The sequence below is a fragment of the Zunongwangia pacifica genome (assembly GCF_023499215.1).
Taxonomy (GTDB): Bacteria; Bacteroidota; Bacteroidia; order Flavobacteriales; family Flavobacteriaceae; genus Zunongwangia; species Zunongwangia pacifica.
Genome location: NZ_JAKHSK010000001.1, coordinates 67,891 through 93,047, shown reverse-complemented (window position 1 = coordinate 93,047; position 25,157 = coordinate 67,891). Strand labels below are relative to the sequence as shown.

Here is a 25,157-nt window from a genome sequence, read left to right as displayed (position 1 = left end):
AAGTTTTTTTAAACTAACCTTGTTTATTAAATCCTTTTTTCAATAAATACTTTCCGTAATCATTTTTATTATACTCACGAGCTACCTTTATTAACTGTTCCTCATCTCATCAATAAAACCTTTATCGTAAGCTGTTTCCTCTATACAAGCAACTTTTAAACTTTGTCATTTTTCTATAGTCTGGATAAAGTTAGAGGCCTCTAAAATAGACTCATGAGTTCCTGTATCTAGCCATGCATATCCCCTACCCATTAATTCAACTTTTAAATTTCCTCTATTTAAATACTCTTCATTAATTGAAGTTATTTCTAATTCTCCTCTATCGCTTGGCTGTATAGATCTAGCAATATCTACTACAGAATTAGGATAAAAATACAGACCTACAATAGCATAATTACTTTTTAGGAATTTCTGGTTTTTCTTCTATTGATGTCACATTTCCTTCTTTATAAAACTCAGCTACACCATAGCGCTCAGGATCGGTAACATAATAACCAAATACAGTAAGTAGCCTCTTTATTATCTCTCAATCTATTTAAAGAATTCGTGAGTAATTCTGTTAACCCCTATAAGATATATTATCTCCCAATATTAAGCATACATCATCATTACCTATAAATTCTTCTCCAATTATAAATGCTTGTGCTAAACCCTCTGGACAGGGTTGCTGTTTATATTCAAGATGCATCCCGATATTACCATCACCCAAAAGTTTACCAAATTATCTAAACCATAAGGAGTGGAAATAACCAAAACTTCTTTTATTCCTGCTAACATTAAAACCGATAGCGGATAATAAATCATGGGCTTATCATAAATATTTAGCAATTGCTTAGAAACACCTTTTGTTATGGGATATTATTTCGTACCTGAACCTCCCACTCAAATTATTCCTTTCATATTTATTAGTCAGTTGAAACCATCAAGACTTTATTAACCGTTTAGATACTAAGAATCCATTAATTAAGACTCAAAATCTAACTAACTTTCTATATACAAAAGTCAGCTTATTACTTATATTATTTGACTGATATGCAAAACTTATTTACTACCAATTATTATTATCAGCAGCAAATAAGTTTTTATAATTACAGTCTTTTAAAAAGTTTATAAAAATAAATATCATTTTTTATAAAGAATAATTAAGTCATCTTACTCTAAAATTTTTAATTATAAATGTTTCTTTTTTAGGTTAAAATTATTTAATATAAACTTCAATTAAAACGATAAAATAATTAATGCATATTATTTAAACTTTCGTACTCTTTTTTTATTGAAAATTTAATTTCCTATAGTATATAATTTAAAACCTAGATCTTTCATTTGTTTCTTATTTAATAGACGTCTACCATCAAATAAAAATGCAGGTTTTAACATGGAATCATAGATCTTTTCCCAATTTAATTCTAAGAATTCATCCCATTCAGTCATAACAGCAATTGCGTGAGATTTTTCACAAGCAACTTCTGGATCATTAACGACAGTTATTAATTTTCTATTTTCTTCTGAGCTTCTAGTACCCAAATAATCTAAATCTGCATAAATCTGTTCCGCCGTTACCTTAGGATCATAAACTACAATTTCGGCTTGCTCATTTAATAGATAATCTGCTACATAAATTGAAGCTGCTTCACGAGTATCATTAGTATCTTTTTTGAAAGCCCAACCTAACATAGCTATCTTTTTACCTGATACTGTGTTAAATAAAGTCTTTACAATATTAGCTGCAAAACGACGTTTTTGATGATCGTTTAACAGAATAACTTGCTCCCAATAATCTGCTACTTCATTCAGCCCAAAAGATTTAGCAATATATACTAAATTTAATATATCCTTTTGGAAACAAGAACCACCAAAACCAACTGAAGCTTGTAAGAATTTAGGCCCGATTCGAGTATCCATCCCTACTGCTTTTGAAACTTCATTAACATCAGCCCCAGTAACTTCACAAAGTTCTGACATGGCATTGATGCTAGAAACTCGTTGCGCTAAAAATGCATTCGCAGTTAATTTAGATAATTCTGATGACCATACGTTAGTTGTTAAAATATGATCAGGCTTAACCCAATGTGAATAGACATCAACAAGCGTTTGCATCGCTTCTTGACCTTTTTCTGTATCAATATCTCCACCAATAAGCACACGATCTGGAGCCAATAAATCAGTAACAGCAGTACCTTCAGCTAAAAATTCAGGATTAGATAAAATTTGAAAATTCACACCATTTCCTGTATTGTCTAAAATATTTTTAAGAGCTTGGGCTGTTCGTACTGGTAATGTAGATTTTTCAACTACAATTTTATCATTTTTGGCTACTCTAGCAATTTGGCGTGCACATAATTCAATATATTTTAAGTCTGCTGCCATCCCTTTTCCAATACCATAAGTTTTGGTCGGTGTATTCACAGAAATAAAAATCATATCTGCTTTATCGATGGCTTCATCGACATCTGTAGAGAAAAAGAGATTACGCCCTCTTGCTTCTTCTACTACTACCGAAAGTCCAGGTTCATAAATTGGAATATTCTCAACGTCTTCATCATTCCAGGCTGCAATTCTCTTTTCATTAAGATCTACCACAGTTACATTAATTTCCGGACATTTCTGAGCAATTACGGCCATTGTGGGGCCACCAACATATCCAGCACCTATACAACAGATGTTTTTTACTTTCATATTATTTTTTTTAGTTAGATAAATTTATATTCAAAATTATTTTGCCAAAAACCAATCGTTTTTCAAGGTTTCTTTATTATACGACAGTTCCAAATTTGTGGTATAATTCCTTATATTTTTTTTTGCACTTAAACAAATTGCGTGTGCAGCTGCAGTATCCCACTCCATAGTAGTCCCTAAACGTGGATAACAATCTACAGCTCCTTCTGCTACCATACACATTTTAAGAGAACTTCCTTTAGCTAAAATTTCAACTTTGGTATTTTCTGATTTCTGTTTTATAAAATCTTTTGTTTTTTCTGAAAGATGGGATTTACTAGTTGCGATTATATAGTTATGATGAGCTTTTTTAAGCGGCAACACGTTAGCTGTATCAACTGCTGCATTAAAATCAGCATTGCTATACACATTTTGAAGTTTATAGGCATTTTGATAACAATCATTCCAGTAAATAATTCCTAAAGCTGGTGCATACACTACTCCAAGAACTGGATTTTTTCGAGTAACCAAGGCAATATTTATAGTAAACTCTCCACTTCTTTTTATAAATTCTTTCGTTCCATCAATAGGATCTACTATCCATAATGTTTCCCATGATTTTCGTTCTTCGAAAGGTATATCGCGTCCCTCTTCTGATAAAATAGGCAATCCTGTTTGGGATAACTCCATTTTTATAATATTATGAGCCTCTAGATCTGCTTTTGTGAGTGGAGAATCATCAACTTTCCATTGAACTCCAAAATCATCTTTTTTATAAATATTCATAACAGCTTCAGAAGCTTTAAAACAAGCCTGAAGTGCAATATCTAAATAATTATTTTTTAACTCCACAATTAAATAATCATTCCGGCTGCTACCGTTTCGTTTGTGCCCTCATCGATTAAAATAATACTCCCAGTATTTCGGTTATCCCGATAAGAATCGATCATCAACCTTCTTGTAGTACGAATTTTCACTCGTGCAATATCGTTCATCTGCAAACTATCATCTCCTTCTTCACGTTCGTAAGAATTGATATCTACTTTATAAACAACCGACTTAATCATGGCTCTTTCTTCATTCGAGGTATGCTGAATCACATACTTAGCTCTGGGTTTTGCGGCATCATTATTTAACCAACAAAGCATCACATCAAATTCCTGAGAGGGCTCCGGTTGATTGTTTTTCTTTACAATCATGTCCCCGCGGCTTATATCTATATCATCTTCAAGAGTAAGGGCAACCGACATCGGCGCGAATGCTTCCTCGATTTCAACTTCCCCCGTATTGATTGATTTAATTTTTGAAGTAAAGCCTGAAGGTAAAACAGCAACTTCATCTCCTTTTCTATAAATTCCGCTGGCGATCCTACCTGCATACCCTCTATAATCCCTGAATTCTTCAGATTGGGGTCTTAAAACAGTTTGCACCGGAAATCTGGCATCAATCTTATTGATATCACTACTAATATGCAGTGTTTCTAAAACATTCAATAACGTCCCACCAGCATACCAGTCCATGTTCTTTGATTTATTCACCACATTATCACCTTCCAAAGCACTAATTGGAATAAACCGAACATCCTTCATCAATAATTTACTACTGAATTCTTCAAACTGCGCTGTAATTTTATTAAAAACGCCTTCTGAATACTCTACCAGATCCATTTTATTTACACAGACTACTAAATGTGGGATATTCAACAGAGAAGCAATAAAAGAATGTCTTTTAGTCTGTTCGATGACACCATTTCTAGCATCAATAAGGATCACTGCCGCATTAGCCGTTGAAGCTCCTGTTACCATATTTCTAGTATATTGAATATGCCCAGGAGTATCTGCAATAATAAATTTTCTTTTGGGAGTGGTAAAGTATCGGTAAGCTACATCGATGGTTATCCCTTGTTCTCTTTCATCTTTTAATCCATCTGTAAAAAGAGCTAAATCTACACCTTCATGTCCTTTTTTAGAACTCGTAGCGGTAACCGATGCTAACTGATCTTCAAAAATGGACTTTGAGTCATATAAAAGTCTTCCAATCAAAGTACTTTTCCCATCATCTACACTACCCGCCGTTGTAAATCGTAATAACTGATTATTACTAATTTCCATTGTAATTTGTATCTTAAGGTCGAGGGACCTGTTTATTTAAAAATAACCTTGTTTTTTTCTGTCTTCCATGGCCGTTTCCGATCGTTTATCGTCAGAACGATCTCCCCTTTCGGTTTTACGCATGGTGGAAACCTCTTCAGCAATCTTTTCTAAAGTATCGGCATCAGATTCGATTCCTCCGGTAATAGTAATATCCCCAAGTGTTCTAAATCTAATTTTCTTTGAAAAAACCTCTTCGCTTTCATCTAATTTCAGAAAGTCTGAAACCGGAATCCATGAGTTATTTCTCCAGACCACCTCTCTTTGATGAGCAAAATATAAAGATGGAATCTGAATATTTTCACGTTTAATGTAGTTCCAAACATCCATTTCTGTCCAGTTACTTATAGGAAAGGCTCTAAAATGTTCTCCTTCAAAATATTTACCATTTAAGAGATTCCATAATTCCGGACGCTGATTTTTAGGATCCCATTGCCCAAAATCGTCTCTATGAGAGAAGAAACGCTCTTTCGCACGAGCTTTTTCTTCATCCCTACGGCCACCTCCAATGGCACAATCTATTTTATTCGCTTCAATCGCATCTAAAAGCGTCGTAATTTGCAAAGCATTTCTAGTTGCATTCTTTCCTTTTTCTTCCTGAACACGGCCTTCATCGATAGACTCCTGAACAGAGCCAACTAAAAGCTTAACTCCAAGTTTTTCAACTAGATCATCTCTAAAAGCAATAGTTTCTGGGAAATTATGGCCTGTATCGACATGTAATAAAGAAAAAGGTATTTTACTGGGATAAAAAGCCTTTTTAGCCAAATGAGTTACTAAAATGGAATCTTTCCCTCCAGAAAAAAGGATCACAGGATTCTCAAATTGTGCCCAAACTTCTCGCAATACATATATTGCTTCTGATTCAAGTTCATCTAAATAATTCAGATAATACTTTTTCATTGTTCAATTTTCATTAATTCGGTTGTGAATATACTTAAATATTCTACCAATACTTTCTTCGGCCTCTTCCAAATCGGTTTTAATACGTAGATCTGGATTAACAGGATTTTCAAATACACAAGACACACCGGTGAAATTAGCGATTTCTCCACTTCTGGCTTTTTTATAAAGTCCCTTAACGTCCCTTTTTTCACAGACTTCCAAAGCAGTATCTACAAAAACCTCTATATATTGATCTCCTAAAACAGACTCTATAATCCGGCGATCTATTTCTTTAGGCGTAATAAATGCCGCTATAACAATCAATCCACTATCTAAAAATAACTTGCAAACTTCGGCAATTCTCCTAATATTCTCATTTCTTGAATTTTGGTCGAAGCCTAAATCTTTATTGAGTCCTAAACGAATATTATCTCCATCTAATACATAAGTATGATATCCTTCTGCAAACAACTTCTTTTCTAGAAGGTTTGCTAAAGTTGACTTACCAGAACCTGAGAGTCCGCTAAACCAAACCACAAGAGGTTTTTGCTTTTTCTGCAAAGCTCTTTTCTTGGCTGTGATTTCATATGTATGCGGAATAATATTACTCATATTAATTTATTCTACTCAAAAAGTTCGCAGCTTAAAAACAAAAGCAGAATTAAATAAATCTATTGGATTAAAGGTGAGTTTTCATCTACCAATTGTTGATAGACTCCTTTTACATCTTGAGAAGCCTCCTTGGATAAAACCAATATGGCATCATCGGTATTTACAAAAATAGTATTCTTTAAACCTACAAAGGCCGTAAATTTATCACATCCTATCACCATATTTCCATCATCATCTACCGGATAGCCAGATTCCACAAAGTAATCGTAAACAGCCTCAAAGCTCCCCATATCACTCCATTCAAATTCAGCATTTACAACCTTAATAAGGTCGCTACGTTCCATTACTGCGTAATCTACACTTATGGAAGGAATTTCCATAGACAAGGTTTCATTTAACTTCCCTTTTTCCGCCTTTTCAAAAGCCTCTTTCGACGCTGTATAAACTTTTGGCTCGTACTTTTCTAATTCAGAAAGAAAAACACCTGCCTTGAAACAAAACATTCCACTATTCCATAGAAAATTACCTCTATATAAAAAATCTTTTGCGGTCTCTAAATTAGGTTTCTCTCTAAAGGATACTACATTTTGTCCCTCATTCTCTATATAGCCATATCCTGTTTCTGGTCGTGTTGGCTTAACGCCAAAAGTTACGATGTTACCTTCTTCTGCTAATTTTATGGCTTTAGAAACCGCATCATCATAATTCTCATCAGCTTTAATAATATGATCGGCGGGAGTCACCACTAAAATATCTTCTGGCTTTACCTGAAAAGCTGCAAAAGCGATCGCCGGTGCAGTATTTCTGGGTGTTGCCTCTACAATTTCATGATAGCTATTTATCCCAAGTTTATCTAAACTATTAATAGACAAATTCCTGTTATCCTTATTCCCTACGACAATTAATCCATCAGAAAACTTCTGATTTCTTTTTATGGCCAGTTCAAATAAAGAATCATTCTTAAAAATCTCTAAATATTGTTTAGGTTGTGATTTTCTGGAAAATGGCCATAAACGGCTACCTACGCCTCCAGTAAGAATTACATGATAATTCGCACTCATATTTTGTTTAGTTAGTTTCTTGCACTAAAGATAAAATTTTTCACGGCTCCGCCACAGGAGTCACATATAAAATCTCCCAATAGTCTATTTTAAGGTCAATAAAAAATAAAAAGCTCATATTGCTCTTCACGAACTCCCTGAACCTTCACGAACATTTTTATTTTTTTCTAAAATCAAAAGACCAAATCTATTTAATTACAGACCACTAATCTATAAATAAATGTTAATTTAGCCAAGACAAAATTTAAGCCTTCGTTACTATTATCTTAATTTCAAAAAATTATTAACTTTAATATTGTTAATACAATAACGCCGATTCATTTTTTAACAATTAGCAATTTCTACAACTTACAAACCTCATCTATTTTAGCTTCTAAAAATATCCCCAGACTAGGTAAAACAAGTTTACATTTTCTCTTTCCTATTTTCTGCACTACCGCTTTTTTATCTTTAAAAGCTCCTTTTTTGATAATAAGATGATCCCCAGGTTTTAAATGACCTATTTGTATATCATTAATTACCTCATTTGTCATCCAGCTTTTTATAGCATCGATTTCACATTGACGAACCATGGCAGGTTTACCCAACCAGAATAAATAGCTACTAACCCCTGGCACATCGAAAACTATCGCACGATCTTTTTCTTCTAGCCTCACAAAAACATAAGAGGTAAATAAGGGGACGACAAACTGTTTTTTGCGATCACTCCACTGTCTTATTTCCTTCTTAACCGGACAAAAAACTTCCACCCCAATCTTCTCCAGCATTCTTGCTGTTTTTATCTCTGATTTTGGTTTTGTATAAATCACATACCAGGGCATACCAATAACTTTAACTTAAATATTCAAAACTAATTGGGGCAAGAAACTTTAAAAAAGAATTTGGGGAGTTCTTTTAAAACAATTTAGTTTATCTGAATTTTTGAAGGTGTAAAGGTAAATGTTTTAGCCCGATTTTATCGTCACGTGAAAATTAATTACAAAGATTTACGGATATCCTTAAATCATAACAAAACTATAGCGTTATAGTTAGCAACTTCTCAAGAATTAACCGCATTTTTTACGAAACATGACAATAGTCATAATTTAAACTGGCCTATTAAGGGAAATTTGTACCAAACAAAATCAATAAAGCCATGAAAACAAAATCCCTTAACTATTATGCAGTATTCGCCCTACTAGCTTTTCTTTTTGTAGGAGCATCAGTAAACAGTCAAAACCTAAAACCAATTAAAACCGAGATTCTTGTTGAAGGAACTTCCAACATTCATGATTGGGAAATGACCTCAGAAAAAGCAGTAGGAACCTTTCAAAGTAACGACGGTGCTATTTCTAAAATCTCGTTAGAAATTCCTGTTAAATCCCTAGAAAGCGGAAAAGGCGGAATGGACAAGAATGCCTACAAAGCGCTTAACGAAGATGATTATCCCACTATAAAATTCAGTTCAACAGAAATAAGCTCTAACAAAATAACAGGTAATCTTATAATTAACGGAAAATCCAAAACAGTTTCTATACCTGTAAGCACCAAAAAATCTGGTGACAGCATAGAAATCTCAGGTAAATATAAACTTAACATGGCCCATTATGGTGTTGAACCTCCTACAGCACTTATGGGAACTATCAGAACAGGAGAAGAAGTAACTATAAATTTCAATTTTAAAATAAACCAATAATCCACAAAATAATTATAATAATATGAGAACTATATTTAAAATCTCCGCTATTGCCTCCTTTTTATTCCTTGGAATAAACACTCTTCAAGCACAAGAAGATAGAAGTCTTGATAATTATCGCGAACCTGACAAGGATGGTATAAATGTTTTTGAAGCTCCAAAAGATAATGAATCTACCTTTGATGGATTAAAAGTTAGAATTGGTGGAGCTTTCGCTTTACAGTTCCAAGCTATAGATAACGAAAATGCAAATTTAGAGAATTATCAAATACAAGCTGTTGGTGAAAACTTTAATCTACCCACTGCCAACCTTGATATAGACGTAGCTCTTTATGATGGAGTTAGAATGCACCTTCGTACTTATCTGTCCTCAAGACACCACCACGAACCTTACGTAAAAGGAGGGTATTTAGTGGTAGATAAATTAAACTTTGTTCATGAAGGATTTTTAGAGGATCTTATGAAATACACCACCATTAAAATAGGCCACATGGAAAATAACTATGGTGATGCTCACTTCCGTAGATCTGATAATGCACAAGCCATTTACAATCCATTTGTAGGGAACTTAATCATGGACGCGTTTACTACTGAAGTAGGAGCCGAACTATACTACCGTCGTAACGGATTTATAGGAATGGTAGGTTTCACCAATGGTAAATTAAACCAATCTGTAACCGAAAATGAATACAACAAAACCGGCGGAGCTTCTTTCTTAGCAAAGTTAGGATACGATAAACAAATTAATAACGATTTGCGTGTTCGTCTTACTGGTTCTATGTATAATACTGGTTATATTCCAAACACTTACTTATACAGCGCAGATAGAGCAGGTGCCAGATACTATAATGTAATGCAGGCATTAGAAAGCACTAGTGACGATTTTAGAGCTTCTAGATATGATCCTAAGTTATCTAACGAAATAACTGCTATTATGATTAATCCTTTCGTAAAATATAGAGGTCTTGAATTCTTCGGAACTATTGAAACTTCTACAGGGAAAAGCAGCGCTGAAGTAGATGATCGAACTGCCAATCAATATGCAGGTGAGTTAATTTACAGATTTGGACTTGATGAAAACATGTATATCGGTGCTCGTTACAATGTGGTTGATGCCGAAGATCCTTCAGGACAAGACGTAAACATCGACAGATTCCAAGCTGCCGCAGGATGGTTTATGACAAAGAACATCCTACTAAAAGCGGAATACGTAGTTCAAAATTATGATGATTTTGGCCAAACAAGCATTTTAAATGAAGGTAAATTTAATGGTGCAACAATTGAAGCCGTAATTAGCTTTTAGATAAATTCAATTACTTTAGGAGAGCGATAAAATAATTCGCTCTCCTTTTATTTTTCTTATATTTCTCCTTTTTTTCATTAAATCCCCAGACGATGAAAACTACAGCCATTCTTTCAATATTTTTGTTTATCAGCACAGCCCTCTTTTCTCAAAAACTAGAACAAAAAACGTTACTGATTTCTAAAGAATCTCAACTAAAAATAAATGGGGACACCAATATTAATAGTTTTAATTGTGTTTTTAACCCACAAGAGTTACCTGAAAAATTAATAGCGAGATTCGAAAGAAAGCAACAAACCCTTATTTTTAAAAACACTTCACTAAAACTACGCGCTAAAGCATTCGATTGTGGAAGCCGCCCAATAAACAGGGACTTTAAAGACTTAATTAAAGCTGAAAAATACCCGTATATTTTCTTAGATCTCAAAGAACTTAAACTTACCGCTCCAAACTCGGCTTTAGTCACCTTAAACATTGAAATTGCCGGAATTGAAAAACCATACAAAGTCCTCGTGAAAATTGATGATTCAAAGTCTAATTATACTGGCATTATCAATTTAAATATTAATGATTTTAAACTCGAACCACCTAAAAAGGTTTTTGGCTTAATAAAAGTAAAAGAAGAGATACAAATTGAATTCGATTTGTACTTTAAAAGTTAACTTCTGTGAGCGGAAAACAGTCAGTCATCAGTCGGCGCCATAAACAATTTTTCTATTAACTGAAGAATAAAAATATGGTGTAATAAAAACTGAAATTCTATTTAGAAAGTAAATTAATCCACTATCATCATCTGAAATTTTTCTATTACAAAACAGTATTTATTTCAAAGAAGAGTTCCGAAATCTTTTTTCAATCATAAACCGCAGTTTTGCATGCACATGATGACGCTTGATTAAAATAACGAAGCGACTTATAATAAATAATGGTCTCGAGTAAGCCTTTTTCAGAATTTATAAAGCAACGGAATCAATAGAGTTGCGATGATCCAGAATAAAATGTTTAATAGCGTCCCCACTTTTATAAAATCAAAGAATTTATACTGTCCAGCACTGTAAACCATTGTATTGGTTTGATATCCAACCGGAGTCATAAAACTTGCAGAAGCCGCAAACATAATCGCCATTAAAAACGGCATAGGACTAAGCTCTAAATTAACAGCAGTTGCAATAGCGATAGGAGTCAGCAAGGCCGCAGCTGCATTATTAGACATTATTTCAGTAAGCATAGAAGTCACTAAATAAAGCCCAGAAACAATAGCTACTGGACCCCAACTGCCCAAACTATTCACCAATGTATTTGCAATGGTTAAATCTAAACCGGTGTTATTCATTGCGGTCCCCATACTTAAAGCCCCTGCCAAAAGAAAAATGATTTTCCAGTTAATCGCCTGGTACATTTCCTTCATGGATATGGTTTTAAGCAGCACTAAAAGCGTAACACCCGTTATAGCACCAACCATAATATCCAAAATATTTAAAGAAGCCAACAACACAATTCCTAATATCACGCTAATCACGGTATAAAATCTCTTCTTGTCAAAATCTGTAATCACATCTTCAGAAAGTACTATAAAAGGAGCATTTTGAGCACTCCCTTTCTTCCTTAACTCTTTAACATAATGCGTTTTAACCTCAGCTAAAACCACATCTCCCGCCTTTAATTTCACATCATAAAGCTGATCGTGCCTAACTTCTTCCCGATGTCTAATTGCTAATGGAATAGCCCTGTATCTCCGTCTAAAATCCATAGATTTCAGGGTTTTCCCGTCAATTTCAGAATTTGCCGTTAACACCAGCTCTACTATAGTAGAATTAGTTCCTTTAAGATCATCATCCCCAATCTTCACCGAAGTACCAACAACAATTTTCGCCCTGTCCTTTAAAGATTTTATCTTTTCTACATCACACCTCACTTTTAAGATGTCTGCTTTCTCTAGTATAAAATCCCCGGCAGGTAATGTAAATTTCTGATCGCCACGCCGAATCTCGATAATATCCATCTCCAATTCCTTTACCAAACCAGAATCCATGATCTTTTTACCAATAGATCCCGAATCTTCTAAAAGTTCAATTTCGGTTAAATAACCACTCATTTGAAACTTCGCCTTTAAATCCTTATTCGTTTTTCTATCTGGTAAAAGTTTGACCCCAATAAATATCATATATAATACCCCCACGATCATAAAAATCAAACCAAGCGGAGTCATATCGAACATTGAAATAGTAATACCCGCCTCAGCTTCAGAAATACTGCTCACCAGAATATTAGTCGAAGTCCCTATTAAAGTACAGGTACCTCCAAAAATCGAAGCAAACGAAAGTGGAATCAACATTTTAGACGGACTTTGTCCTGAAGAATGAGCGATCTGAATAACGACCGGAATAAAAACGGCAACAACCGGGGTGTTATTTATAAAAGCTGAAATCCCTGCAATTAAAACCATCATTAAGACGATGCCCATATTAAAACGATGCCTAAAAATTGAGGATAATCGATGCGCCATTACCTGCAAAGCACCTGTTTTTAATAAGGCTGCACTTAACACAAACATAAATGCCACAGTCATGGTTGCTTTATTACTAAAACCATTCACTCCTTCCTGAGGAGAAATGACCCCGGTCAAAATTAAAACCAACATAACCGATAAAGCTACTAGGTCAATAGATAAAAGTTCTGTTGCAAAAAGTATAATTGCACAAACTATAACACATAGTGTAATAATTGCCTCTACAGACATGAAATTTCAGGTTACAGTGAGTATTTCAAAAAAATCAAAGATAATTAATCCAATCCCTGATCAAAACAAAAAAGCCCTCAAAAAATTTGAGGGCTTTTTTTGTTGGCCTACTAGGGCTCGAACCTAGACTCTTCTGGACCAAAACCAGACGTGTTGCCAGTTACACCATAGGCCATTGCTGTAATGCGGATGCAAATTTAAAACAAAGTTTCATTCCCACAAATATTTTTGAGAAAAATTTCATCCAAACCTTATTTTTTTCATCTGTCGCAAATAAGAAATTATCCAAATTACAGTATATCAATACGCTATTGATTCAAATATTTTCTCCATGTTTATTTTAAAAAGAGCTCTAAAAAGACCAATTTCAATATTTATAACAAGCTTAAATTACAAAAAATAAAATACTTTACACTTGCGTTATTAAGGCGTTCAATATTTTTATTATTAAATTCGCCACACAAGACTCAAGAATATAACAAATGACAGAATTCAGCTTTAAAAAGTGGAACATTATCACCGGTTGGGTGGTTTTTGCAATCGCGCTTTTTACTTATAGTTCGACCTTAGAGCCTACCGCAAGTTTTTGGGATGCGGGAGAATACATTGCAACTTCTTCTAATCTGGAAGTGGGACACCCTCCGGGAGCCCCACTTTATCAAATGTTAGGTGCTTTTTTCTCAACTTTTGCCCCGGATAATTCGAATATCGCATTAATGGTAAACTTCATGTCTGGCCTGGCCAGTGCATTTGCGATTCTTTTTATGTTTTGGTCGATATCACTGTTGGTAAGAAAAATTTCTGGCCCCGCTGAAAGTCTTAGCTTTTCAGGAAAACTTGCTGTTCTGGGAAGTGCCGCAGTTGGCTCATTAGCCTTTACGTTTACCGATAGTTTTTGGTTTAGCGCTGTAGAAGCTGAAGTCTACGCAGCAGCGGCCTGCTTAATGTCTATCATGTTTTACCTCGGCTTGCTTTGGGAGCGCGATATGTTCAAAGCACGTGGCAATCGATGGTTAATTCTCATTTCGCTTGTAACAGGACTTACTTTTGGGATCCACTTTATGGGACTTCTTACTATCCCTGCAATCGGATTTTTATATTTCTTTAAAAACTACCCAAAAGTTACTATTAAGAATTTTATCATTGCCAATATTGTAGTGGTAGCCGTGCTATTATTTATTTTCAAACTGTTATTACCTTATACGCTTACCTTTTTCTCTGCTTCAGAGGTTTTCTTTACCAACTCACTGGGAATGCCTTTCAACACAGGGACAATAGTGGCTTTTCTAGCGGTAATCGCTATTTTTTACTTCGGAATTAATTGGAGCATCAAAAACAAAAAAATCGAAATAAATACCCTGCTACATTGTATCCTTTTTATCTTAATAGGTTTCTCTTGTTGGATCATGCTACCTATTCGATCTAACGCGCCTACGGTAATTAACGAAAACAGCCCAGATAATGCCAGAGAATTACTAGCTTATTACAATAGGGAACAATATGGCGAAACCCATCTTTTTTATGGACCGCAATGGTCTGAGATGTATGCTGGTTTAGATGAAGAAAACCCGTACAGCGATAAAAAACCTAAATACGAGAAAAACGAAGAGCTTGGCAAATATATTATTGTAAACGACTGGAAAAACACCAAGCAAAACCTTGATGATGCTCATAAAACATTTCTACCAAGAATGTGGAGTACAGAACACGCTGCAAATTACATGGACCTTACCGGCCCACTTAAATTTACCGTTAAGCAGGAATATCAGGGCGAGGAACGTTTAATGCAGGCTATTTCTCAATTTAAGCAACGGTATTCCAGTGGCGAACTTGATAATTCCGATTACCATAAATTCCTTCAACAATTCAGCGATTATATCGATGTTGAAAAACCAAGTGCTTCCGCTAATTTCTCCTATCTGTTAGAATACCAGATTGGTTATATGTACTGGCGTTATTTTATGTGGAACTTTGTAGGACGACAGGATGATATTCAGGGAAAATATACCGATTTACATGGTAACTGGTTAAGCGGGATTAAACCGATAGACGAATGGCATCTGGGCCCACAGGATAATTTACCAGATGATGTAAAAAACAACCCGGCAAGAAACACTTATTATTTCTTACCTTTCCTTTTAGGCTTTATTGGCTTCTTTTTTCATCTTAATCGGGATAAAAAGAATTTTTGGGTACTTTTAGTCTTCTTCCTGTTTACAGGAATTGCATTGAAAATTTACCTAAATGAGCGACCATTCGAGCCTCGTGAAAGGGATTATGCACTGGTAGGCTCTTTCTATGTGTTTGCGATGTGGATTGGCTTTGGGGTTTATGCGATTTATGATAAGTTAAAAAATTATCTATCCCCCAAACTGGCTGCACCAATTGTAATTATTGCCTCGCTAATTGTACCGGGAATTATGGCAGCAGAAAACTGGAACGATCACGATCGTTCAGATAAATATTCAGCTTTAGCGATGGCGAAGATGTATCTCGACTCTGTAGACCAAAACGGAATTATTTTTACTATTGGGGATAATGACACTTTCGCGCTTTGGTATGCACAACAAATTGAACGCTACAGGCTTGATGTTAGAATTATAAACACCAGCTTATTTGCGACAGATTGGTATATTGACCAGATGAAACGCAAAGCTTTTGATAGTGATCCAATCCCTTCGCAATTAGAACATGATTTTTATAGCGGCAGAAACGATATTGTAGTTGGCCGAGAAATCACTCAGGATACCTTAAATATCAAACAATGGATGAATTATATTGAAAGTGACGATCCAAGAACCAAACTGGAATATTCTAAAGACGAAACCTTCAATACCTACCCATCTAAACATGTTAGAATCCCGGTAGATAAACAAACCGTTTTAAAAAATGGCATTGTAGATCCTAGCGAAGCCGATCTAATCGTAGATCACATCGATATCGAAATTGGCTCGAACCTTATCTATAAAAATCGACTATTAATGTTAGATATTATTGCCAATAATAACTGGGAGCGCCCAATTTACTTTACCGGTGGCAGCTATGGCGATGATGATTATTTATGGATGAAAGATTACCTTCAATTAGAAGGTGTTGCTTACAAACTTGTCCCCATTAAAACGCCTGTTAACCCAAGAAATCCATTTGATATGGGAAGGGTAAACACCGATAAAATGTACGAGATCGTAACGCATTGGGATTGGGGCAACATGGGCGATCCAAATATTTATCACGATCCAGAAACCCGCAAAAACTCAATCACCTACAGGAGCAACCTTGCCCGCCTGGTCGAAAACCTTCTTAATGAAGGTGATAAAGAGCGCGCTAAAGAAATCCTTGATTTAGGCATGAAAAACATGCCAGTAGATTATTATGGATATTACACCCTTTTAGAACCATTTATTGATGGTTATTATAAAGTTGGCGAAGATGAAAAGGCAAGGCAACTTTGGAATAAAGTAGCGGAAAAATATCAGCAAAATTTAGACTGGTATAGTAGCTGGGATTTCCAGAGACAGCGCCGTTATGCGGAAGAAATTTTTACCGATGTTGAACGTTATCGCGGACTCGTAGATCTTCTTGTTAGAAATCAAGATGAAAAGATCGTAAAAGAAAAGGCAAAAGAATTTAATAATTACCTGAAAAAATTCCAGCATTTCTATTCTGAAGAGGAAGGCATTGAGCCTGAAGTTTCTCCTGAAGAACAATTGCGACAACAACAATTAGAGCAAGAACTTAATCAGGGGCAAGCCGCACAGGATTCAATTTCTATTGATGCTGATCAATAAAATAATCTGGCCTTAGAATATCGAAAATCGATATTCTAAGGCCTTGTTTTTATGAACCGCTTTATTCTTAAATATCCGTGGATTTTAAAAAAGCTCTATCCCAAAAGGCTTTCCAGGATTACTGCGGAAAAAACATTGTTTTTAACCTTTGATGACGGTCCCATTTCTGAAGTCACACCCTGGGTTTTAGAACAGCTGGAAAAATACTCGGCAAAAGCTACTTTTTTTTGTATTGGCGACAATATTCGAAAATATCCTGAAATTTTTCAACAAGTAGAAGCAAAAGGCCATGCTATTGGCAATCACACCTTCAATCATTTAAACGGTTGGAAAACGGCTACTTCAGCGTACCTGGAAAACTTCAAAAAAACAGAAGAAATTATCGAATTTCAGCTTCAGAAAACATTGACTTCCGAAGAAAAATTATTTAGACCTCCCTACGGAAAAATTAAAAATAAACAGGCCGCTAAAATCTCCAATCTGGGCTATACCATTGTGATGTGGGATGTGATTACCGGGGATTATGACAAGAATTATGATGCTGAAAAATGCTTGCAAAATGCCCTAAATTTGATAAAATCGGGCAGTATTATTGTTTTTCACGATAGCCTGAAAGCTGAAAAGAATTTAAAATACGTGCTCCCAAAATTGCTGGAAAAATACACACAAAAGGGCTGGAAGTTTAAAGCTTTAACCTAAGAATACTTCTCTAAAATAGCGATAATAGATGCTGCATTTTGCTCTCCGCTTTGCCGCCAAAGCATTTCTCCTTTCTTATAGATCATAAGCGTTGGCAACCCTTTTACCCGAAGAGCCTCGGCCAGTTGCGTATTTTTATCTACATCGATCTTAATCACTTTAGCTTTATCACCAATAGCCGAAGCCACATCCCTTAACACCGGATGCATTTTTACCGAAGCTTCATTCCACTCGGTATAAAAATCGATAAGTACGGGTATATTTAAACCTACTAATTCTCCAAATTTTGACATAAAATTGAGCTTTACTCGATATTTGAGGTTTTACACTTCAATTCTTTCGAATTCAAGTACACATTATTTTTTGCTAGAAAAAATCTTGCCTTTTTTGCAATCACAAATGCCATATAACCAAATATAGCAATAAATTACAATTAAGTAGGAGCGTTACCTTTACGCAGTTCTATTACACTAATTTCTGGCCACATCCCTACTCTTCCCGGAAAAGCCAGATATCCAAAACCTCTATTCACATTAATATATCTATTGTTCTCTTTATAAATTCCTGCCCAGTTCTTATAACGATATTTCGCCGGACTCCATTTTAGAAAACCAGGGATTTCTATTCCAAATTGCATACCGTGTGTATGCCCGCTTAAAGTTAAATGATAAAATTTATCATTTTGCTTCACTTTTTCCTGCCAATGTGAAGGATCATGACTTAAAAGTATTTTAAAGTCTTTATCGTCTACATTTTTACCAGCGGCATCCAGATCACCTGCCTTTTTAAAATGTCCGCCTCCCCAGTTTTCAACACCAACAATGGCGATTTTTTCACCATTTTTTTCTAAATAGCGATGTTCATTTAATAATAAATCCCAACCCATTTCAGCATGAATTGATTTTAACTGATCCAGGTTATTTTCTTTTTCTTCGGCACTATTCCAATTTACATAATCTCCATAATCATGATTTCCCAGAATAGAATAAACACCATCTTTTGCTTTTACAGTACTAAAAAGTGATTTCCAATTTTTCATCTCGACAGCTTTGTTATTTACCAGATCACCGGTAAAAAATACCACATCGGCCTCTTGCTTATTTAGCAGATCTACCCCATAAGCTACCTTTTCGTGATTATCAAAACTTCCGCTATGCACATCACTTATTTGCCCTACACGATATCCGTCAAACGCAGCGGGTAAATCTTCGAAATAAAGTGCATAATTCAACACCCTAAAATCGTATTTCCCTTTAAACATTCCGTATAAAACGGAAACAAAAGGAATCGCCGCCAATCCAAGTGCAATCTGGCTTACAAACTTTCTTCTTCCCGGCGCCTTATATCCTGAACCTGAAACAGCATTGAAAATCCCTATAAAAAAGCGTACAATATCTTCTGCAAACATAAAAATAACCAGTACAATCTTGGCAAGTAAAAACGCAAGGACAATCCCAAAAGCAAATCCTATCGCACTAAAAAATGTCCCTCCAGAGCTTTGCCATTGATAAATAAAATTACCAATCACCAACAGGCTAATAAAAAAATAAACACCCGCAACCCACCAGGACCGATTAAGATTTCTTAAGGCCTGAAAAGCATAAATATCGACAAGCAAATAGAAGGCAATAAACAGCAGCCAACGCATAGCAAAGTAATTTATTTGGCGAAGGTACTTTTAATCAAATCTTTAATGGGTACTTTTACAACTAATTTAACGTAATAACGCCCGTAAACACTAGGCAAATCATTATAAAATCATAAAATTAACAAGCATAAAATTGCGAGTTTACGCTTTAAACTATACCTTTCACGCAAAATACTCAGCTAAAACCTTATAGCTACGAATCATGAAACGTAGAAATTTTATAAAAAAAGCAGGAATAACGGGAGCTGTGCTAGGAACCACACCTTCCATTTTTGCAAAGAACATTTCGGCAATCTCAAACCTGAAAAAATCTTCGCTCCCCATTGCAATCGCCACCTGGAATTTTCACGAAGCTACCCTAAGAGCCGGAGAACTTTTGGATAAAGGTACATCAGCTTTAGATGCGGTGGAACAGGGCGTAATGGTAGAAGAATCTAATTTAAAAAACACTACTGTAGGGAATGGCGGCGCACCAGATCGCGATGGTAATGTTACTTTAGATGCCTGCATCATGGCCCCTAATGGAAACGCGGGATCTGTAGTTTATCTTAAAAACATAGAACATCCGGTTGCTGTTGCCCGAAAAGTAATGGAAGACACTCCTCACGTAATGCTTGCCGGTGAAGGGGCATTACAGTTTGCTTTACAAAACGGATTTAAAAAGCAAAATCTGCTCACCGAAGAATCCGAAAAAGCCTGGAAAGAATGGCTTAAAGAAAAAAAATACAAGCCAATTATCAATATCGAAAATCATGACACTATTGGCATGCTATGTATCGATAAGGATGGTGACATCGCAGGCGCCTGCACAACATCTGGACTTGCCTATAAAATGAATGGCCGTGTTGGCGATTCTCCTATTATAGGCTCTGGATTATATGTAGATAATGAAGTTGGAGCAGCAGCAGCCACAGGAATGGGCGAAGCCATTATGAAAAGTGTGGGTAGTTTTTTAGTGGTAGAACTTATGCGAAACGGCAGGTCTCCGCAGGAAGCCTGTAAAGAAGCTATAGAACGAATTGTAAAAAGGAATGACAACTATAATGACTTCCAGGCTTGTTTTATCGCGATTAACAAAGATGGGGAAGTTGGCGGATACAGTATTCACGACGGATTCTCTTATGCCAAATACCAGGACAGCAAAAACGAAAATGTAAAATGTAAAAGCTACCTGTAATCTACAGGTTCAATAATTTATGAGCACAGAAAACAATACGAATAAATCTTACCGCACCGCATTTCTATTTTTAACGATTCTGTTTTTTTTATGGGGGTTTATTACGGTACTTGTAGATTCATTAATCCCAAGATTAAAAGAAGTATTCACACTTAGTTATTTTCAGGCAGGGATGGTACAGTTTGCTTTTTTTGGAGCATTCTTCTTACTATCGATCCCGGCAGGATATATTCTATCTAAAATTGGCTATAAAAAAGGTATTATTTTAGGATTAAGCACCATGGCAGCAGGCTGTTTACTATTTTGGCCCGCAGCATCCTTTAGGGTATTCTGGGTGTTTATGCTTGGATATTTTGTATTAGCGGGAGGAATTACCATTCTTCAGGTTGCCGCCAATCCTTATGTTACCATTTTAGGACCAGAACGATCGGCATCAAGTAGGCTTAACCTTTCACAGGCGTTCAACTCGTTAGGTACAGCCATTGCTCCGGCAATTGGTGCTTTATTTATCCTTAGAGATAAAGTAATGAGCACCGAAGAAATTGAAGCTTTATCCGCAGCTCAACAAAAAGCCTATTACATTGCTGAAGCCGGAGCGGTACAAAAACCGTTTTTAGGCATTGCTATTTTTATTGCTGTTATCGCACTGGTTTTTGCATTTGTAAACCTACCTAAAGTTGGCAATACCGCAGCATCTAACGACTACGGAAGGGTTCTTAAAAATAAAAACCTAATGCTGGGAGCAGTGGGATTGTTCTTTTATGTTGGGGCTGAAGTTGCCTTAGGAAGTTATATGGTAAACTACTTCTTAACCTTAGAACTTTCAGAAATTATAAAATCAACTCCATATTTACGTAATATCGCCCAGTGGATCTTAGACACCGGTTTAGAAAACGCAAGTAATATGGCGGTAGTAGGAGTATTTGTAACTTTCTACTGGACGGGTGCTATGATTGGTAGATTTATAGGTTCTTATTTAACTAAGATCTTCAACCCTGCGGTTGTTTTATGCGCTTTTGCGGCATTTGCCATTATTATGGTAAATATTTCTAACCTTTCTATTGGGGTAATCGCGATGTGGACGATCATTGCCGTTGGTTTATTCAACTCCATTATGTTCCCTACGATTTTCAGTTTGGCTTTAGACGGTTTGGGTGACGATAAACCACAAGGATCTGGTGTTTTATGTACCATGATCGTTGGCGGGGCTGTTTTACCTCCTTCTTTTGGCTTCCTAACCGATAGATTTGGCTTTAGTGTTGCCTTTGTTTTAGTAATGGTTGCCTATGCCTATATTTTCTTCTACGGATTTATAAACCGAAAAAGACAGGTAGAAATTTAAACTGAATAAGATCAATATTCTATATAAAAACCGTTCATTTTTATGGACGGTTTTCTTTTTGTATAACATTATCTTCGTAGTTTTGGGAAGATACATATAAATTTTACACAAAATATGGCCGCTCAAAAAAGACTGTTTTTAGTAGATGCTTATGCGTTAATATTCCGTGGATACTATGCTTTCATCAAAAACCCAAGAATAAACTCTAAAGGTTTTGATACTTCGGCAATCATGGGTTTTATGAATTCGCTGTTCGATGTGATCCGCAGGGAGAAACCAGATCATTTAGCGGTTTGTTTTGATAAAGAAGGTAGCGAGGTAAGAACCGAACTATTTTCAGATTACAAAGCCAATAGGGATGCTACGCCAGAGCCTATCATGCAGGGCATTCCATATATTCAAAATATTTTGAAAGCCATGCATATTCCGGTGGTAGAACTACCGGGTTGCGAGGCCGATGATATTATCGGGACATTGGCAAAGCAGGCTGAAAAAGAAAATTACCAGGTATATATGGTAACCCCAGATAAGGATTTTGCACAGTTAGTTTCTGAAAATATCTTTATGTACCGGCCGGCCAGAATGGGCAACGGAATTGAAATTTGGGGAATTCCCGAGGTGCAGAAAAAATTTGAAGTGCAGCGACCAGAACAGGTAATCGACTTTTTAGGAATGATGGGCGATGCGGTAGATAACATTCCTGGCTTACCAGGTGTTGGAGAAAAAACCGCTAAAAAATTCCTGAAGCAGTTTGGCTCGATGGAAGAGCTTTTAGCGAATACCGATAAGCTAAAAGGGAAAATGAGAGAGAAAGTTGAAGCCAATGCCGAACAGGGAATACTTTCTAAAAAACTAGCGAGGATAATTATCGATTGTGATGTGAAATTTCATGCGGAAGATTATGAACTTTCGATGCCAGATTCTGAAAAAGTACAGGAACTTTTTGACGAACTTGAATTTAGACGTTTAAAAGATCAATTTATAAAACTATTTAGCGGCGAAGAAGACGGCACCCAAACACAGGTAACCAATTCCCCTTCTGCCAAGAAAAATGCACAAACTGCCGGTGCAGGTCAGTTTTCGTTGTTTGGCGGCGATACTTCAGAAAAAATTGAAAGCACCAATAGTCGAAAAACACTAAAGGATACGTCACACGTTTATCAAAAAGTAGACACCGGTTTGGGCTTACGCTTGTTCATTCAGAAATTAATGAAACAAAAATCGGTTTGCTTTGATACTGAAACCTCCAGTTTGAATCCGCTTGAAGCGCAATTAGTAGGGATCGCATTCTCCTGGGAAGGCGGAAAAGGCTATTACCTACCGTTTGAAGAGGATAAAGAAAAAGCACAGCAACTTATCGAGTTGCTAAGGCCATTTTTTGAATCTCCCGAAATTGAAAAAATAGGTCAGAATTTAAAATATGACATTAAGGTTTTAGATAAATACGGAATTAAAGTGGAAGGGCCTACCTTCGATACCATGATCGCGCATTATCTAATTAATCCCGATATGCGACATAATATGGATATTTTAGCGGAAACATACCTTAATTATACTCCGCAACCTATTTCAGAATTAATCGGCAAAAAAGGCAAAAATCAGAAAAGTATGCGAGATGTTCCTTTAGCCGAACAAACCGAATATGCTGCGGAAGATGCCGATATTACTTTTCAGCTTAAAGAATTTTTCGAGAAAGAGTTGGACGAGGCTAAAACACGCAAGCTTTTTAATGAAATTGAAATGCCATTGGTTGAAGTCTTAGCCGATATGGAGATCGAAGGCATTAATCTGGACCTTGATTTCCTAAAAAAACTTTCTGAAGCTTTAGATCGTGATATTAAAGAATTAGAAGCTAAAATTTATGAAACAGCCGGTGAGGAATTTAAAATTAGCTCGCCCAAACAACTGGGAATTATTCTTTTTGAAAAGCTGGCTTTAGTTAAAAAACCCAAAAAGACCAAAACCGGCCAGTATTCTACCAGTGAAGATGTACTTTCTTATCTGGCGCCAGAACATGAAATTGTTCAGCATGTTTTAGATTACCGCGGACTCGTGAAGCTTCAAAATACGTATGTAGATGCCTTACCGGGGCAGGTAGAAGAATCCAGCGGTCGCGTTCATACCGATTATGTACAAACCATTGCAGCGACAGGGAGGTTGAGCTCCAACAATCCAAACCTGCAAAACATCCCGATACGTACCGAACGTGGAAGACAGGTAAGAAAAGCTTTTATTCCAAGAAATGAGGACTATGTATTGCTCGCTGCCGATTATTCGCAAATCGAATTGCGTATTATCGCTGCCCTAAGTGAAGAAGAAACCATGATTAAAGCTTTTAAAGATGGGAAAGATATTCACGCCTCTACCGCTTCTCAGGTTTTCAATGTCCCATTAGAAGAAGTAACGCGCGAGCAACGTAGTAACGCAAAAACGGTAAACTTCGGAATCATCTATGGAGTATCCGCTTTCGGTTTAAGCAATCAAACAAGTTTAAGCAGATCTGAATCTAAAGAATTGATCGACACTTATTACAAAACTTATCCAAAACTCAGTAATTATATCGCAGATCAGGTAGCGTATGCCAGAGAACATGGCTATGTCTCCACTATTTTAGGCCGAAGAAGATATTTAAAAGATATAAATTCCCAAAATGCGGTGGTTAGAGGTGCTGCTGAACGTAACGCGGTAAACGCACCCATACAGGGAAGTGCCGCAGATATTATTAAGATCGCCATGATCAATATTCATAAAAAACTGGAAGAAGAAAAGCTACAGACCAAAATGCTGCTTCAGGTTCATGATGAATTGGTGTTTGATGTTTATAAACCAGAATTGGAAAAGGTAAAAAAACTCATTAAATCTGAAATGGAAAATGCATATCAGCTAAAAGTGCCTTTAGACGTAGATTTAGGCGTTGGGCAGGATTGGTTAGAAGCACATTAATAAGAAGGAAGCCTCGTTTGCTTTACCCTACATTGCATACGAGGCTCCCAGACTAACACTAAAAATTATACTTTCTAAAAATGGTATGTAATTCATTTTCAAAGCACAAATATAACAACGAAAATCAACATTAAGAATTATTTAACATCAATTAATACCTTTCACCTGCAATTCCTCGCATTTAGTCGGCAACTATAGTTTTAGGAGATCAGAAAAGCTTTTAAAGGGCAGTCCAACAGACATTCCTCGAAAAATTGTTTTTCAGTTTGAATCATCTTATCCTAATCCATTGGACAAAATTGAATTATTTAATATCAATTACCCTATAAAATAAAAGGTAGCCCAATTTAAAGCCGCCTTAAATATGATAAGATTGGTGCTATTCATCATATTCAAAACTTATATATTTGACTATCAAAATCTTTACATCTAATTTTTAATAAAAATGCTATTTGCTATATAAATTTATAATTGTACAT

Annotated in this window: 19 protein-coding genes, 1 tRNA gene and 1 pseudogene; 8 read left to right on the top strand and 13 right to left on the bottom strand. The window is 35.8% G+C overall.

Annotation, left to right across the window (positions count from 1 at the left end; genetic code table 11):
• Positions 1–165: 165 nt before the first annotated feature.
• The 9 genes and pseudogenes from L1967_RS22435 to L1967_RS00415 all read right to left on the bottom strand — a co-directional run bounded on the left by L1967_RS22435 (position 166) and on the right by L1967_RS00415 (position 8,184).
• A pseudogene (locus L1967_RS22435) lies at positions 166–688 on the bottom strand (sugar nucleotidyltransferase).
• On the bottom strand, positions 646–804 hold the full coding sequence (locus tag L1967_RS22430) for a hypothetical protein (protein WP_420856389.1): 159 nt from the start codon (positions 802–804) through the stop codon (positions 646–648). The pseudogene L1967_RS22435 and the gene L1967_RS22430 overlap by 43 nt, the downstream one beginning before the upstream one ends.
• Positions 805–1,281: 477 nt before the next feature.
• Positions 1,282–2,676, bottom strand: a complete 1,395-nt coding sequence (locus L1967_RS00445) for a nucleotide sugar dehydrogenase (RefSeq protein WP_249599745.1) — start codon at positions 2,674–2,676, stop codon at positions 1,282–1,284.
• A 36-nt stretch (positions 2,677–2,712) separates the two neighbouring features.
• Positions 2,713–3,507: a 3'(2'),5'-bisphosphate nucleotidase CysQ gene (gene cysQ, locus L1967_RS00440; RefSeq protein WP_249599744.1), complete on the bottom strand. Its 795-nt coding sequence runs from the start codon at positions 3,505–3,507 to the stop codon at positions 2,713–2,715.
• 2 nt (positions 3,508–3,509) lie between these two features.
• Positions 3,510–4,766, bottom strand: coding sequence for a sulfate adenylyltransferase subunit CysN (cysN, locus tag L1967_RS00435; protein WP_249599743.1), 1,257 nt, complete (start codon positions 4,764–4,766; stop codon positions 3,510–3,512).
• Between the two features lie 36 nt (positions 4,767–4,802).
• Positions 4,803–5,708, bottom strand: coding sequence for a sulfate adenylyltransferase subunit CysD (gene cysD, locus L1967_RS00430; RefSeq protein ID WP_249599742.1), 906 nt, complete (start codon positions 5,706–5,708; stop codon positions 4,803–4,805).
• A 3-nt stretch (positions 5,709–5,711) separates the two neighbouring features.
• Positions 5,712–6,302 carry an adenylyl-sulfate kinase gene (cysC, locus tag L1967_RS00425; RefSeq protein ID WP_249599741.1) on the bottom strand — a complete coding sequence of 197 codons (591 nt, stop codon included), beginning with the start codon at positions 6,300–6,302 and terminating at the stop codon, positions 5,712–5,714.
• Positions 6,303–6,361: 59 nt separating this feature from the next.
• A complete protein-coding gene (locus L1967_RS00420; protein WP_249599740.1) occupies positions 6,362–7,363 on the bottom strand; it encodes a mannose-1-phosphate guanylyltransferase in 1,002 nt (333 codons plus the stop codon).
• Between the two features lie 341 nt (positions 7,364–7,704).
• Positions 7,705–8,184, bottom strand: a complete 480-nt coding sequence (locus L1967_RS00415; RefSeq protein WP_262917398.1) for a UpxY family transcription antiterminator — start codon at positions 8,182–8,184, stop codon at positions 7,705–7,707.
• A 314-nt stretch (positions 8,185–8,498) separates the two neighbouring features.
• Here L1967_RS00415 and L1967_RS00410 point away from each other — a divergent pair, with 314 nt between their 5' ends.
• From L1967_RS00410 to L1967_RS00400, 3 genes are all read left to right on the top strand, one after another.
• Positions 8,499–9,038, top strand: a complete 540-nt coding sequence (locus tag L1967_RS00410; RefSeq protein ID WP_249599738.1) for a YceI family protein — start codon at positions 8,499–8,501, stop codon at positions 9,036–9,038.
• A gap of 22 nt (positions 9,039–9,060) precedes the next feature.
• Positions 9,061–10,341 carry a hypothetical protein gene (locus L1967_RS00405; RefSeq protein ID WP_249599737.1) on the top strand — a complete coding sequence of 427 codons (1,281 nt, stop codon included), beginning with the start codon at positions 9,061–9,063 and terminating at the stop codon, positions 10,339–10,341.
• A gap of 92 nt (positions 10,342–10,433) precedes the next feature.
• Entirely contained in the window at positions 10,434–11,003 is a 570-nt protein-coding gene (locus L1967_RS00400; protein ID WP_249599736.1) for a YceI family protein, read from the top strand.
• A 284-nt stretch (positions 11,004–11,287) separates the two neighbouring features.
• On the opposite strand, the gene L1967_RS00395 is transcribed toward L1967_RS00400, so the two are convergent.
• Both L1967_RS00395 and L1967_RS00390 read right to left on the bottom strand, forming a co-directional pair.
• A complete protein-coding gene (locus L1967_RS00395; protein ID WP_249599735.1) occupies positions 11,288–13,081 on the bottom strand; it encodes an SLC13 family permease in 1,794 nt (597 codons plus the stop codon).
• Positions 13,082–13,183: 102 nt separating this feature from the next.
• Positions 13,184–13,256, bottom strand: a tRNA-Gln gene (locus L1967_RS00390).
• Positions 13,257–13,563: 307 nt separating this feature from the next.
• Here L1967_RS00390 and L1967_RS00385 point away from each other — a divergent pair.
• The gene (locus L1967_RS00385; protein WP_249599734.1) at positions 13,564–16,869 is read left to right on the top strand and encodes a glycosyltransferase family 117 protein; all 3,306 of its coding nucleotides are present in this window, start codon (positions 13,564–13,566) and stop codon (positions 16,867–16,869) included.
• Between the two features lie 51 nt (positions 16,870–16,920).
• The gene (locus L1967_RS00380) at positions 16,921–17,568 is read left to right on the top strand and encodes a polysaccharide deacetylase family protein (RefSeq protein WP_249599733.1); all 648 of its coding nucleotides are present in this window, start codon (positions 16,921–16,923) and stop codon (positions 17,566–17,568) included.
• On the opposite strand, the gene L1967_RS00375 is transcribed toward L1967_RS00380, so the two are convergent.
• Together L1967_RS00375 and L1967_RS00370 are read right to left on the bottom strand one after the other, a co-directional pair.
• Positions 17,565–17,861, bottom strand: a complete 297-nt coding sequence (locus tag L1967_RS00375) for a thioredoxin family protein (RefSeq protein WP_249599732.1) — start codon at positions 17,859–17,861, stop codon at positions 17,565–17,567. The genes L1967_RS00380 and L1967_RS00375 overlap by 4 nt on opposite strands.
• 140 nt (positions 17,862–18,001) lie before the next feature.
• The gene (locus tag L1967_RS00370) at positions 18,002–19,216 is read right to left on the bottom strand and encodes a metallophosphoesterase (RefSeq protein WP_249599731.1); all 1,215 of its coding nucleotides are present in this window, start codon (positions 19,214–19,216) and stop codon (positions 18,002–18,004) included.
• A 202-nt stretch (positions 19,217–19,418) separates the two neighbouring features.
• Here L1967_RS00370 and L1967_RS00365 point away from each other — a divergent pair, with 202 nt between their 5' ends.
• The 3 genes from L1967_RS00365 to polA all read left to right on the top strand — a co-directional run bounded on the left by L1967_RS00365 (position 19,419) and on the right by polA (position 24,678).
• Positions 19,419–20,393 carry an isoaspartyl peptidase/L-asparaginase family protein gene (locus L1967_RS00365; protein WP_249599730.1) on the top strand — a complete coding sequence of 325 codons (975 nt, stop codon included), beginning with the start codon at positions 19,419–19,421 and terminating at the stop codon, positions 20,391–20,393.
• A gap of 19 nt (positions 20,394–20,412) precedes the next feature.
• Positions 20,413–21,735: a sugar MFS transporter gene (locus tag L1967_RS00360; RefSeq protein ID WP_249599729.1), complete on the top strand. Its 1,323-nt coding sequence runs from the start codon at positions 20,413–20,415 to the stop codon at positions 21,733–21,735.
• Between the two features lie 114 nt (positions 21,736–21,849).
• Positions 21,850–24,678, top strand: coding sequence for a DNA polymerase I (gene polA, locus L1967_RS00355; protein ID WP_249599728.1), 2,829 nt, complete (start codon positions 21,850–21,852; stop codon positions 24,676–24,678).
• The last annotated feature ends 479 nt before the right edge of the window (positions 24,679–25,157 follow it).